This window comes from Plesiomonas sp. (assembly GCF_051650925.1).
GTDB lineage: Bacteria > Pseudomonadota > Gammaproteobacteria > Enterobacterales > CAMTGL01 > Plesiomonas.
This window is the reverse complement of the sequence record NZ_JBOFRH010000480.1, coordinates 1-13,737: the sequence shown is the minus strand read 5'-3', so window position 1 is coordinate 13,737 and position 13,737 is coordinate 1. Positions and strand designations below refer to the sequence as shown.

Below are 13,737 nucleotides of genomic sequence, written 5' to 3'. Positions count from 1 at the left end.
AGCTGAATATCAAGTAACACCAGATTGTATTTATCTGGCTGATACAGCTGTAAAGCCTGCTCGCCAGTCATGGCCACATCCAGCGAATGGCCCAGTTTTTCCAGTACAGAACGGGCCACCACCACGTTTAGCTCAATATCCTCAACCAATAGAATATGGAGAGGGGAAATAGGTGCTGGTGTATTTTGGGTTTCTGTAGCGGGTGTTTGCAGCTCTTTACAGCTAATTTCCAGCGTAAAACAAGAGCCAGTGTTGAGTTCACTGGTCACATGAATATCTCCCCCCATCATCTGAGCAAGGCGGCGCGATACTGCCAATCCGATCCCTGTTCCGGTTGGATTTAAACGGCCATCTTGCCCCTTCACCTGATAATACATGGCAAAAATTTTATCAATTTCAGCCGCAGGAATCCCCACACCGGTATCTTGTACCGAGAAACGCAGCAGAATGCTGTCATGTTGGCGCTCGGCGCTGAGGGTCAGGGTTACGCCACCTTCTTGGGTGAATTTCATGGCATTGCCAATTAAATTCCACAATATTTGCCGTAAACGCGTACCGTCAGCTTCAATCCAATCTGGCAGTGGTTCGTGGCGAACAAGATGAAATTTAAGACCTTTTTGTTCGGCAAGTAAACCAGAGAGATTCTCAAGATCGCTGATTAATCCGATAAAATCGGTTGGCTTTTTAAACACCTCTAATCGGCGGCGATCAAGCTTATCCATATCAATAATATCATTGAAGATATGGCCGAGTGTTATCGCACTAAGGTGGATAGTTTTCAGGTATTTATGCTGTTCTGTGGTTAGCTCAGTATCAAGTAGGATCCGGCTTAAACCGACAATACCATTGAGAGGAGTACGCAGCTCATGGCTGACCGTTGAAATAAAGGTTGTTTTGTCACGGCTGGCTTTCTCTTGTGCCTCCTGATAGCGCTTTCGTTCCGTGATATCACGGCCAAACCCCATCAGACCTCGGCGCACCCCTTGTCTGTCATAAAAGGGTACTTTTCGCAGCTCAAAGCAGGCTTTACGCCCGTCAGGATAATCAAGCCACTGTTCATAAGTTAACGGCATATTGTGCTGAAAGACATCGGCATCGGTTTCGACAACCTTATTGGCAACATCTTTGCTATAGACATCCCACGGCGTTAGGCCAATTAGCTGCTTTTCCACCTTACCAGCGAGTAACTCCATAGCGCGGTTACAGCCTGAAAATTGCCCCTGTTCGTTACGGTAATAGACCAGATCGGGTGAGGCATCTAAAAATGAACGCAGTAGCGCCCCTTGCTGTGCGAGCTGAATTTGTGCCTGTTCGCGTTCGTAGACCTCGTTCTCTAGATCTTCCATGGCAATTTGGCGGGCATGTTCAGCTTTGCAGCGCTCTTCATTTTCAAGGCTCAATTGCTGAATTTTCTCCTGCAACTGTGCATTAAGCTGTAAATCACGCTCACGCATCTCTTCCAATTTACTGACAACATTGGCCAGCCGTTGCCGTGATTCCTCTTGCTGCTCAACCACTACAGAAAGAAAGTAGACCGCCCACGGCGTGATCAGTAATCCAAAGAAAACCGAGCGCACAACATCAATGCCATGCACTGAGCCTTGTAAAAACAGGGTGACGCCAATCTGCACCACTAATGCTAGCGCCACCAGTACTGTCGCCAGCAAAATAGAAAACCGGACAATTCCCAGTTTGACCATCAAATCGACATAATATTGCGCCAGGATTTTTATCCGGTTCATACACCATCCGTAGAAAAAGAGCGTGAGATCTCATCTTACTGTGAGTTGGCACTACACTCCACCTTGACGTGTTTCACCTGTTCGTATCATCACAGGATAGGATAACAATATGGCTTGGTAGATAGCAGAGAGTCGGCTGCGCAGTCGTTTATCAGTAAATATAACCTTATAAGTAAAGACTTACTTTTTCTGCGCTCGCAGGAAAGATTGACCCAATGCTGAGCCTTGCGGACCGCGTTCACAAAGCAACCGATTTATTTCAACCATCCCTGTCCAGCGGTTTTCACACCACAACGGCGCTAGCAGTGTCGGCCTTCGGGCACTGGCTGATACGCGGTGATAAATAATGTCATGCGGGGTGTGGCGGATCATCTCAGCAGCGATATCCGCATATTCAGTCAGTTCTATCGCCTGCTGGCGGCCAGCGGCCCATGCTTTGGCCATGGTACTGCCACTGACAATATGCAGCGGGTGCAGCTTGATGCCGTCAGTTCCGGCGTTAATCACCTGTGCTAGCGTGTTCAGGCAATCGGCTTTTGTTTCGTGCGGTAGCCCGACAATTAAGTGAGTACACACTTTCAATCCGCGAGCGCGTGCCGCCTGAGCGGTATGTACATAGCTGGCAAAATCATGGCCACGGTTGATTCGTTTTAACGTCTGATCCTGTGCCGATTGCAAACCGAGCTCTAGCCAGATTTCATACCCTTGTTGCTGATAATCAGCCAGCAGATCAAGTACCGCATCTGAAACGCAATCGGGGCGGGTTCCAACACAAAGCCCTACAATATCAGCTTGTTGTAATGCCTCTTCATACATGCGCTTTAACAAACACAGCTCTGAATAGGTGCTGGTATAGGCTTGAAAATAGGCCAGATAGCGTTGTGCCCGATGGATTTTTTTCGCCTGTGCCGCCACCTGATCGGCAATAGACTGATACTGCGCATTCTCATCAGAAAATGAGGCGACATTGCAGAATGTACAACCACCACGGCCGAGTGAGCCATCACGATTGGGGCAGCTAAAACCACCGTGCAAGGTTAGTTTGTGGATTTTTTCACCGTAGCGCTGGCGCAGATCACCGCCAAACATATTCACCAATTCGTGCAGCTGCATTGCTCTGTTCCGCCCAACATAAAGCGGCTCAGATTACAGGTTTTGTTACTTCTCTGTAATGATACGGATCAACCCCAATTCATCCGACTAAAAACATTTTAATACCTCTTTGTAGGATGAAAGACAGGTTTTGCTTTTGGAATAAAAAGTCATTTTTAATTGATAATTATTCGAAGTGTGCTTTTGTTAAAAAATAGACGGTTCAGTTATTTTTCCATTAGGGTTAACACTTATCTTTATCCCTTGAATGCTAAATAAATAAGCAATAATCATTAAAAGTAAGCCTCTTTACAGAAGGATATTGTAGTGGATAGTTGAAAAAAACGATCCTCTGCTACTAAGGCATTGCGGTATACCCTCGGTGGGTTGCGGCAGTGAAGTGACTTATGCCAGTGCAACTTCATGAATAATAAAATAAAGGGGAAAAAATTAACCTTGTCGAGCATGTTGCGAATCGATTACACAATGTTTGACCTATGTAACATTTATCGTTAATTTGAGAAGTCGATTGGAAGCGATTCGGCAAAAAGCGACATCGCCATATTTATGCAGAGTATTTTGTCGTTGGGTTAAGGCAAGGGAGGAAGGCAATCATGCTGTACGATTCATCCCAGGAACGGGATAACTGTGGCTTTGGGCTTATTGCCCACATAGAAGGTGAGCCCAGCCACAAGGTAGTGCGTACCGCGATTCACGCATTAGCCAGAATGCAGCACCGAGGGGCGATTTTAGCCGACGGTAAAACCGGTGACGGCTGTGGCTTATTAATGCAAAAACCGGAACGTTTTTTCCGTATGGTTGCTGAAGAGCGTGGCTGGCACTTGGCAAAGAATTATGCCGTTGGCATGTTCTTTTTAAGTACAGACCCTGTTAAAGCCGCAATCGCGCGTCAAATTACAGAGGAAGAATTACAACGAGAAACCCTCTCTGTGGTTGGCTGGCGTGTCGTGCCGACAAACCCTGATGTACTCGGTGAAATTGCACTGGCTTCACTGCCGGTGATTGAACAACTGTTTGTTAACGCACCGGCAGGCTGGCGACCGCGTGATGTTGAGCGCCGCCTGTTTGTAGTGCGCCGCCGAATTGAAAAGCGCATTCAAGATGACAAAGATTTTTACGTCTGCAGCTTATCAAATCTGGTCAATATCTATAAAGGGCTGTGTATGCCCTCGGATTTGCCGCGTTTTTATTTAGATCTGGCCGATTTGCGAATGGAGTCGGCTATTTGCTTATTCCATCAACGTTTTTCAACCAATACCGTACCGCGTTGGCCGCTGGCCCAGCCGTTCCGCTATCTGGCACATAACGGTGAAATTAATACCATTACGGGTAACCGCCAATGGGCACGCGCACGGGCTTATAAATTCAATACCCCGCTGATCCCTGATCTGCAAACTGCAGCCCCTTTTGTCAATGAAACTGGCTCAGATTCTAGCTCGCTCGACAACATGTTAGAGCTATTCTTAAGCGGCGGGATGGATCCTTTCCGCGCAATGCGTCTGTTGATCCCACCGGCATGGCAGAATAATCCGGATATGGATGACGATCTGCGCGCTTTCTATGACTTTAACTCAATGCACATGGAACCGTGGGATGGCCCGGCCGGTGTGGTGATGTCAGATGGCCGCTACGCTGCGTGTAACCTTGATCGTAACGGTTTGCGTCCTGCACGTTATGTGATCACCACCGATAAATTGATCACCTGTGCATCAGAGGTGGGGATCTGGGATTACCAGCCCGATGAAGTGGTTGAAAAAGGGCGTGTTGGCCCCGGTGAACTGTTGGTGATCGATACCCGTTACGGGAAGATCCTGCATTCGCTGGAGATCGATAACGATCTAAAACAGCGTCATCCGTATAAAGAGTGGATGGAGAAAAACGTTAAGCGTTTGATCCCGTTCGAACAGTTGCCAGATGATCAAGTCGGCTGCCGTGATCTGAATGATGATCAGCTTGCCACCTATCAAAAGCAGTTCAACTACAGCAATGAAGAGCTGGATAATATCCTGCGCGTACTGGGCGAAAATGCGCAAGAAGCAGTTGGCTCAATGGGGGATGATACCCCGTTTGCCGTGTTGTCGACTCAATCTCGCGGTATTTATGACTACTTCCGCCAGCAATTTGCGCAAGTAACGAACCCACCGATTGATCCGCTGCGTGAAGCACATGTTATGTCACTGGCGACCTCAATTGGCCAAGAGATGAACGTGTTTTGTGAGGCAGAAGGTCAGGCGCATCGGGTCAATTTTAAATCCCCGATCCTGCTTTACTCTGACTACCACCAATTGCTTTCGTTGGATGATAAATTCTACCGGCATACGCCGATGGATATCACCTTTGATCCGCGCGAAAAAGATCTTAAGCAAGCGGTGTGTGATCTGTGTGATCAGGCCGAACAGCATGTGCGTAGCGGTTCTGTGCTGCTGATGCTCTCTGATCGGGCCATTACACAAGATCGTTTACCAATTCCTGCGGCGATGGCCGTTGGTGCGCTACAAACCCGTTTGGTCGACAACAATTTGCGCTGTGATGCCAACATCATTGTTGAAACCGCCAGTGCGCGTGATCCGCACCATTTTGCCGTGCTGCTTGGGTTTGGTGCTACGGCGGTTTACCCGTATCTGGCCTATGAATCACTGGCAAAACTGGCCGATGACGGTGCAATTGATAAACCTTACCGTACATTGATGCTGAACTACCGTAACGGCATCAACAAAGGTCTGTATAAGATCATGTCAAAAATGGGGATCTCAACCATTGCTTCTTACCGCTGCTCGAAGCTGTTTGAAGCGGTCGGGATCGCCTCTGAGGTTGTTGATCTCTGTTTCCACGGTGTACCGAGCCGTATTGAAGGCGCTGATTTTAGTGATTTCCAGCAAGACCTGAGCAATTTAGCCCGCCGCGCGTGGCTAAAACGCAAGCCGCTTGAACAAGGGGGCCAGCTAAAGTATGTGCACAACAGCGAATATCACGCCTACAACCCTGATGTGGTGCAAACACTGCAACAGGCTGTGCACTCAGGCAAGTTTAGCGATTATCAGCGTTATGCTGATTTGGTGAACCAGCGTCCGGTTGCCACACTGCGTGATCTGCTGCAAGTCACACCAAAGGGTGAAACCGTAGCACTTGAGCAGGTTGAACCGGCTACCGAGCTATTTAAACGCTTTGATACTGCTGCAATGTCAATTGGTGCATTAAGCCCCGAAGCGCATGAATCACTGGCGGTTGCGATGAACACCCTCGGTGGTTTTTCTAACTCGGGTGAAGGTGGTGAAGATCCGGTGCGCTTTGGCACCAATAAAGTCTCACGAATCAAGCAAGTGGCCTCAGGCCGTTTTGGGGTTACGCCGCACTATCTGATGAATGCTGATGTGATTCAGATTAAAGTCGCGCAAGGGGCGAAACCGGGTGAAGGGGGCCAGTTGCCGGGCGATAAAGTGACGCCGTACATTGCAAAACTGCGTTACTCGGTGCCGGGTGTGACCCTGATCTCTCCACCACCGCATCACGATATCTATTCGATTGAAGATCTAGCACAGCTAATTTTTGACTTAAAGCAGGTTAACCCAAAGGCACTGATTTCGGTCAAGTTAGTTTCTGAACCGGGTGTCGGCACGATTGCCACGGGTGTTGCAAAAGCCTATGCCGATTTGATCACAATTGCCGGTTATGACGGCGGTACCGGTGCAAGCCCGTTAGCCTCGGTAAAATATGCGGGCTGTCCGTGGGAACTCGGCTTGGTTGAAACCCAGCAGGCACTGGTTGCCAATGGTTTGCGGCATAAAATTAGACTGCAAGTCGATGGCGGTTTAAAAACCGGTCTTGATATTATCAAAGCGGCGATTTTAGGTGCGGAAAGCTTTGGTTTTGGTACGGGCCCAATGGTCGCGCTGGGTTGTAAATACTTGCGTATTTGTCACTTAAATAACTGTGCAACGGGTGTTGCAACACAAGATGAAAAACTGCGCCGTGATCATTACCACGGCCTACCTGAGCGGGTGATTAACTACTTCCAGTTTATCGCAGAAGAGACTCGTCAACTGATGGCGCAGCTTGGTGTCACACAACTGGTTGATTTAATTGGCCGTACTGATTTACTGACCGAAATTGACGGTATCAGTGCGAAACAAAATAAACTCGATTTATCAGCACTGTTGGTGACCGCCAAGCCACATCCCGGCAAGGCGATGTACTGTACCGAGGGCAATCCGCCGTTTGATAAAGGTGAGCTGAATACTCAGTTGTTGCAACAAGCACAGCAGTGCCTAGAAGAGCGCAAAGCCAAGCGTCTGTTCTTTGATATTCGCAACACTGACCGTTCCGTTGGCGCGCGTCTGTCGGGCGATATTGCCTCCCGTTTGGGCAATCAGGGGATGGCAGGCGATCCGATTAAAGTGCAGTTCAGCGGTACCGCCGGACAAAGCTTTGGTGTTTGGAACGCAGGTGGCGTTGAGCTCTCATTGACCGGTGATGCGAACGACTATGTGGGTAAAGGCATGGCGGGCGGTAAAATTGCCATTCGCCCTCCAATTGGTTCGGCATTTAAAGCGCATCAAGCCACGATTATCGGCAATACCTGTTTGTACGGTGCAACGGGCGGTAAATTATTTGCCGCAGGCCGTGGCGGGGAGCGTTTTGCTGTACGTAACTCAGGCGCTATTGCGGTTGTAGAAGGCATTGGTGATAACGGTTGTGAATACATGACCGGCGGCATTATCTGCGTATTGGGGCGTACCGGAGTGAACTTTGGCGCAGGAATGACCGGCGGGTTTGCTTATGTGCTCGATGAAAGCGGTGAGTTCCGTAAGCGAGTGAATGCCGAATTGGTCGAGGTGCTTGATGTCACTGATCTGGCTATTCACCAAGAGCATCTGCGCGGTTTAATTACCGAACATGTACAGTCTACCGGCTCTGGCCGTGGTGAAGAGATCCTCGCTAACTGGGAAAGTTGGGCGGATAAATTTGTGCTGGTAAAACCGAAATCCAGCGATGTTAAAGCACTACTTGGTCACCGTAGCCGCTCTTCGGCGGAACTCCGGGTTCAGGCGCAGTAAAGGGAGATCATGCCATGAGCCAGAATGTCTATCAGTTTATTGACTTACAGCGGGTCGATCCGCCGAAAAAACCGCTGAAAATTCGTAAGATTGAGTTTGTTGAGATCTATGAGAATTTTTCCGACACACAGGTCAATGCACAAGCTGACCGCTGTTTAGGGTGCGGAAACCCGTATTGCGAATGGAAGTGTCCGGTACATAACTACATCCCAAACTGGCTCAAATTGGCTCACGAAGGGCGGATACTCGAAGCCGTTGAGCTGGCTCATCAAACCAACAGTTTGCCAGAAGTGTGTGGGCGAGTGTGCCCGCAAGATCGCCTGTGTGAAGGGGCTTGTACCCTAAACGATGAGTTTGGTGCGGTGACCATCGGTAATATCGAAAAATACATTACCGAGAAAGCCTTTGAAATGGGCTGGAAACCAGATATGTCGCACGTCGTGCATACCGATAAAAAGGTAGCCATTATTGGCGCAGGCCCAGCAGGGTTAGCGTGTGCTGATGTGTTGGTGCGTAATGGCGTGAAACCGGTGGTATTTGATCGTTACCCTGAAATTGGCGGGTTACTGACCTTTGGTATTCCGGCCTTTAAGCTGGAAAAAGAGGTGATGATCCGTCGCCGTGAAGTGTTCACTGGAATGGGTGTCGAATTTCGCTTAAATACCGAGATAGGTAAAGATCTGCCGTTTGATACTCTGCTGGCTGAATTTGATGCGGTATTTCTTGGCGTGGGCACGTATCAGAACATGCGCGGTGGGCTGGAAAACGAAGAGTCCGCAGGGGTGTATGATGCGTTGCCTTATCTGGTGGCCAATACACATCGCTTAATGGGCTTTGAGGCCAACCCTGCCGATTATATTGATATGGCGGGTAAGCGCGTTGTGGTTCTGGGCGGGGGCGATACCGCGATGGATTGCGTGCGAACTGCAATTCGTCAGTCAGCAGCACACGTGGTGTGCGCTTATCGTCGTGATGAACAAAACATGCCCGGTTCAAAACGCGAGGTAAAAAATGCGCGTGAAGAGGGGGTTGAGTTTATGTTCAACCTGCAACCATTAGGCATTGCACTTGATGCCAATGGAAAAGCATCGGGTGTGAAGGTCGTGCGCACTGAGCTGGGTTCTGCTGATTCAGCCGGTCGTCGCCATCCACAAGTGGTGGCCGGATCTGAGCATATTGTACCGGCTGATGCGGTGATCATGGCGTTTGGTTTCCAGCCACACAGTATGAACTGGCTGGCAGCGCACGATGTTGAGTTAGATAAAAAAGGGCGAATTGTTGCACCCGTTGATCGTGAATTTGCTCACCAAACCAGCCACCCTAAAATTTTTGCTGGTGGTGATGCGGTGCGTGGCTCAGATCTGGTGGTCACTGCAATTGCAGAAGGGCGTAAAGCTGCCGAAGGGATCATGGATTATCTGAGTGTATAAATCAGCTCACTGATCATTCAATTGGCCGATAATATTGTGATTATATTGATATGGTTATCGGCACAATTATCCGTACAGTGATCGTTATAGCATGGTTATTGTTATAAAAAATACAGGGAAAATGGTGCGGTTATTCGTACTGTTTTCCCTTTTTTTATTGGCAATATGGGGGGATTTACTCTGTCGGTTTGAAAGCGGGTATACTGTTGGCCTCACTTTTACCGCCTACCGTTGAGCCTGTCGGCCACTGTTGACTCGTATACCACTGGTGAAGATCCGGTGCGCAATATGCGGGGCAATATACTGTTGGGGCAATACGGGGTACAGGAAAAATTTAGCGTGGATAACATGAAAGCAAACAGCATGAAAGTTGGCATTATTGGTGCAATGGAGCAGGAAGTAGCCATTTTACGTGGTCAGATTAGCAATCTACAGACCTTTGAGCGTGCAGGCTGTGAAATTTACAGCGGCCAGCTTAACGGCGTTGAGGTAGCTCTGCTGAAATCGGGGATCGGTAAAGTTGCTGTGGCACTCGGAACAACTTTGTTGATTGAACATTTTCAGCCCGATGTCATCATCAATACCGGATCAGCCGGTGGATTAGACAGCAGCCTAAATGTGGGTGATATCGTTGTTTCAACAGAAGTTCGTTACCATGATGCTGATGTCACCGCATTTGGCTATGCCATGGGTCAGTTGCCAAATTGTCCGGCTGCATTTACGGCTGATCAAACGCTGATTAACGCCGCACAAAACAGTATTCAAGCCAACGGGTTGCATGCCGTTAAAGGATTGGTGTGCAGTGGTGATGCCTTCATTCATGGTGCAGATAATCTGGCTCGTATTAAACAAAACTTCCCAACCGTGACGGCCGTTGAGATGGAAGCGGCGGGTGTAGCGCATGTGTGTCATCAGTATCAACTGCCATTTGTCGTGGTGCGGGCAATTTCTGATGTGGCTGATAAAGAAGCTAGCATGAGTTTTGATACGTTTTTACCGATTGCCGCAGAACAATCTTCTAAAATTGTAGCCGCAATGCTGACTGAATTAGCACCTAGCTGCTAAATTGAGCGCATTATGCCGGCTACACAATGACAGCAGGTATTAACTTGGCAAACGTGTTACCGGCAGATGTGCTGCAGTGGTTCGTACTCTTCACCCCGTTGTTTGTTTTGTGGGGAGGGGTTGCATTGCACCTGTTGCTTGCACAGCCCGCACAGGTGTTACAGCAAGGGGTAACTCTCGTTGCTCTGCGTTTACAACAGCGGGTTTTGCACGCTGATAATCCCCCTTTCCAGCAGCAACTGGCAGGCATGCTAAGCACCTTACTGCTGCTCATTCCCATGGCGATTATGCTGTTGGCTCTGGCGGTGTTGGTATGGTCAGAGCCGCTGTTTAATCTGTTGTTACTCTGGCTGGCGTTTGATTGGGCCCGCGTGTGGCCGGATAACCAGCGCCTGAGGCAAGCACTGCACCTGCAACAAAAACATACGGCAAGAACGCTACTGGCCGAAAAGGTGCAACGTGATACAGATGCACTTTCACTGCTCGGGTTGGGTAAAGCCGGCGCTGAAACGCTGTTGCAAGGCTATTTACGTGGCCTGATTCATGTGCTGATTTGGTTTGTACTGGGGGGCGGTATTGCTGCTTTTCTGTACCGTTTATGCCAGTTGCTGGCTCGGGTTTGGTCACCGTTACAACCGCAGTTTCACTATTTTGGCCGCTTTGCTGCGGCACTGGTTTTGCTGGCCGAACTGCCGGGTACGCTCTTGTTTGTGCTGCTTTTCATCCCTGGAAAAAATATGCTTTTACGCTTGCGGCGCATGCATGTACAGGCCAAGGCGTGGGCCTATTACCCGATAGGTGCGCTCTATACGCAGGTGGGGTTAACGCTGAATATTGCGATGGGTGGCCCGCTGCGTTACCGAGGTATTCGTGTCAGCCGCCCGACACTGGGTGGACAAAGTAGCATACAAGCGGGGCAATTGTTGGCGCTGATGCGGCAACTCCAGTGGCGTGCGCTGATTGTGTTGAGCTTAACTTCTTTATGGATACTGCTGTAATGCAAAAGCAATTTTTTTCTGGGATACAAGCACTCTTCGTGGCGTGTAAAAGTGCTGCATTGATGACCCGTATATTGTTCGGCAGTTTTGTATTTTGTGCGCTGTTATCTGCGCAGCCGGCAGACAGTGCGCAGCGGATTATTTCATTATCTCCCTCAAGTACTGAGTTTGCCTATGCCGCCGGTATGGGGGATGCACTACTGGCGGCCAGCAGCTACTCTGATTACCCGCCTGCGGCACAACAACTTGAACGGGTTGCCGATCACCGGGGTATCAATATTGAGCGGATTTTGCTGTTAAAACCCGATTTGGTGCTGGCGTGGAAGGGCGGTAATCCGGCGCGGCCACTGCACCAATTAGAGCAGTTGGGCATTCGGGTTTTGTATATTAATCCACTGACACTTGATGATTTGGCCAGTGAGCTAGATGTGCTGGCCAAAGAGAGCCCACAACCGGCTGTTGCCCGTGAAAGTGCGGCGCAGATCCGTGCGCAGTTGGCCGATTTGCGTCGACAGTATGCGCGGGAAAAACCGTTGAATGTTTTTATCCAGTACGGCACGCAGGCGATGTTTACTCCAGCCAAGGGCACGCTACAGTCAGAAATTGTGGCGTTGTGCGGTGGTAAAAATATTTTTTCCGACAGCAGTATTAGTTGGCCGAAAATCAGCCGAGAGCAGGTTTTACTGCGTAAGCCGGATGTTATTTTACTTCCAGGCTCAGCCGACAGTGCTAAGCAGGTGCGGGCATATTGGGGAAATATGCTGAATGTGCCAGTAATTTCAGTTGATGAAGCCCTGCTCAGCCGGAACGGGCCGCGTATGGTACAAGGTGCGCAACAGATTTGTCAGGCGTTGGCAAAAATATCACCTATATCATGATTTTTTAATAAGCCCATTGCCAGCCGTTACGCAAACGCTAAAATCGCCGCTCCTGATTTTTAACCGACACAATGAGAGTCAACGAGCACATGCTGTATTTTTTCGACATGTTAGGCACGGCGGTATTTGCAATTTCGGGTGTACTGCTGGCAGGCCGTTTGCGGATGGACCCTTTTGGTGTTGTGGTACTTGCGGCAGTGACTGCCATTGGCGGCGGCACTATCCGTGATATGGCGCTGGATGCTGGGCCGGTTTTTTGGATCACTGACCCTTTCTATTTGGTGGTAATTTTTGTTACCTGTGCGCTGACTATGCTATTGGTACGTCGCCCACGCAACATTGCATGGTGGATTTTACCCGTGCTCGATGCGATTGGCTTGGCGGTATTTTTGGGTATCGGCGTAAATAAGGCGCTGGCCAATGGTGCTGGGCCTATGGTTGCGGTGGTGATGGGCGTGATTACCGGTGTTGGTGGCGGTATTATTCGTGATGTGCTGGCGCGTGAAGTACCTATGGTTTTGCGTACCGAGATTTATGCCACCGCCTGTATTGTGGGGGGGATCTTACATACCAGCGCATTACAGTATGGTATGGCTTCCCAATCGGCGATGTTATTAGGGTTATTTGCAACTTTAGGTATCCGCTTAGCGGCAATTCGCTGGCACCTGAAGTTACCTACATTCAGAATTGATTGAGTAGGATTTGTATGAATAACATTAGCTTATAAATGCGGTTTTTTGATTTTGTTGTATTAAAAATCAGCAACTAGCACGATGAGTAGTAGACGCATCGGTTGTGATTCCCTATAATTGCGCTCATTCGGCCCCATAGCTCAGTGGTTAGAGCAGGCGACTCATAATCGCTTGGTCCCCCGTTCAAACCGGGGTGGGGCCACCAAATAAAACAAGGGCTTAGCTGCATATGTAGCTGAGCCCTTTTGTTTTTCTGCTTTTTTTGGCAGCAGAACTGCCGCTTTACATCAAAAATGGCAGTATATTTTGGCTACCAAAAGTGGGTTTAGGTCCGAACTTTACGCTTAACGTAACGCTTAAACGCCCCTTGTTTGAGTGGCGGATAAATCAGTGATTGCGTTGATATCGCTACAAACGCAACTCTTCTAGTGCGTAGTCATTGAGAATATCAATACTTTTTAGCTCACGTTGCAGACGATACTTGTCTTTTAACGCTTCAATCTCACGCCATTTCCGTTTTTTTTGCTGCTGTTTCCCTCCACGTGAAGCCTTATCACTGATTTCAGTTTCGTCGAAGAAATACCCTTCCATGGTCACCTCGTTACGTGGTTAATCTGTATTGGTAATAGCACAGCAATATTAAAAATAGAATAAGTTAATGACGGTTTTGTTGAGCAGAGGTGAAATATTTTCGAGGGTGTGATCAGTGCCCTTTTCGGCAATAAAAAAGGCGCGTAATACGCACCTTTTTGCACTGTTGTTCAG

Annotated in this window: 9 protein-coding genes and 1 tRNA gene; 7 read left to right on the top strand and 3 right to left on the bottom strand. The window is 48.9% G+C overall.

Annotated elements, in window-relative coordinates; translation table 11 throughout:
• Both arcB and ACRC27_RS11730 read right to left on the bottom strand, forming a co-directional pair.
• On the bottom strand, positions 1-1,742 hold a 1,742-nt coding region (gene arcB / locus ACRC27_RS11735), incomplete at its 3' end, for an aerobic respiration two-component sensor histidine kinase ArcB (protein ID WP_438639937.1).
• A 180-nt stretch (positions 1,743-1,922) separates the two neighbouring features.
• The gene (locus tag ACRC27_RS11730; RefSeq protein WP_438639936.1) at positions 1,923-2,855 is read right to left on the bottom strand and encodes a TIGR01212 family radical SAM protein; all 933 of its coding nucleotides are present in this window, start codon (positions 2,853-2,855) and stop codon (positions 1,923-1,925) included.
• Positions 2,856-3,448: 593 nt separating this feature from the next.
• On the opposite strand from ACRC27_RS11730, the gene gltB reads away from it, so the two are divergent.
• The 7 genes from gltB to ACRC27_RS11695 all read left to right on the top strand — a co-directional run bounded on the left by gltB (position 3,449) and on the right by ACRC27_RS11695 (position 13,177).
• Complete coding sequence (gltB, locus tag ACRC27_RS11725; RefSeq protein WP_438623515.1) at positions 3,449-7,909, top strand: glutamate synthase large subunit; 4,461 nt, start codon at positions 3,449-3,451, stop codon at positions 7,907-7,909.
• 14 nt (positions 7,910-7,923) lie between these two features.
• Positions 7,924-9,339, top strand: a complete 1,416-nt coding sequence (locus ACRC27_RS11720) for an FAD-dependent oxidoreductase (protein WP_438639935.1) — start codon at positions 7,924-7,926, stop codon at positions 9,337-9,339.
• A 363-nt stretch (positions 9,340-9,702) separates the two neighbouring features.
• Positions 9,703-10,404: a 5'-methylthioadenosine/S-adenosylhomocysteine nucleosidase gene (gene mtnN, locus ACRC27_RS11715; RefSeq protein ID WP_438623581.1), complete on the top strand. Its 702-nt coding sequence runs from the start codon at positions 9,703-9,705 to the stop codon at positions 10,402-10,404.
• A 26-nt stretch (positions 10,405-10,430) separates the two neighbouring features.
• Positions 10,431-11,402, top strand: a complete 972-nt coding sequence (locus tag ACRC27_RS11710) for a cobalamin biosynthesis protein (protein WP_438639934.1) — start codon at positions 10,431-10,433, stop codon at positions 11,400-11,402.
• Positions 11,402-12,280: a vitamin B12 ABC transporter substrate-binding protein BtuF gene (gene btuF, locus ACRC27_RS11705; RefSeq protein ID WP_438639933.1), complete on the top strand. Its 879-nt coding sequence runs from the start codon at positions 11,402-11,404 to the stop codon at positions 12,278-12,280. Before ACRC27_RS11710 ends, btuF begins: the two co-directional genes overlap by 1 nt.
• An 89-nt stretch (positions 12,281-12,369) precedes the next feature.
• A complete protein-coding gene (locus tag ACRC27_RS11700) occupies positions 12,370-12,975 on the top strand; it encodes a TRIC cation channel family protein (protein WP_438623519.1) in 606 nt (201 codons plus the stop codon).
• 126 nt (positions 12,976-13,101) lie between these two features.
• A tRNA-Ile gene (locus ACRC27_RS11695) sits at positions 13,102-13,177 on the top strand.
• A 203-nt stretch (positions 13,178-13,380) separates the two neighbouring features.
• Here the strand turns inward: ACRC27_RS11695 and ACRC27_RS11690 are convergent.
• A complete protein-coding gene (locus ACRC27_RS11690) occupies positions 13,381-13,563 on the bottom strand; it encodes a DUF3545 family protein (RefSeq protein ID WP_438623520.1) in 183 nt (60 codons plus the stop codon).
• Positions 13,564-13,737 lie beyond the last annotated feature (174 nt).

Excerpts from the sequence above, each read along its gene's own strand:
- ACRC27_RS11730 (WP_438639936.1), bottom strand. The coding sequence starts at position 2,855 with ATGCAGCTGCACGAATTGGTGAATATGTTTGGCGGTGATCTGCGCCAG.
- gltB (WP_438623515.1), top strand. The coding sequence starts at position 3,449 with ATGCTGTACGATTCATCCCAGGAACGGGATAACTGTGGCTTTGGGCTT.
- ACRC27_RS11720 (WP_438639935.1), top strand. The coding sequence starts at position 7,924 with ATGAGCCAGAATGTCTATCAGTTTATTGACTTACAGCGGGTCGATCCG.
- mtnN (WP_438623581.1), top strand. The coding sequence starts at position 9,703 with ATGAAAGTTGGCATTATTGGTGCAATGGAGCAGGAAGTAGCCATTTTA.
- ACRC27_RS11710 (WP_438639934.1), top strand. The coding sequence starts at position 10,431 with ATGACAGCAGGTATTAACTTGGCAAACGTGTTACCGGCAGATGTGCTG.
- btuF (WP_438639933.1), top strand. The coding sequence starts at position 11,402 with ATGCAAAAGCAATTTTTTTCTGGGATACAAGCACTCTTCGTGGCGTGT.
- ACRC27_RS11700 (WP_438623519.1), top strand. The coding sequence starts at position 12,370 with ATGCTGTATTTTTTCGACATGTTAGGCACGGCGGTATTTGCAATTTCG.
- ACRC27_RS11690 (WP_438623520.1), bottom strand. The coding sequence starts at position 13,563 with ATGGAAGGGTATTTCTTCGACGAAACTGAAATCAGTGATAAGGCTTCA.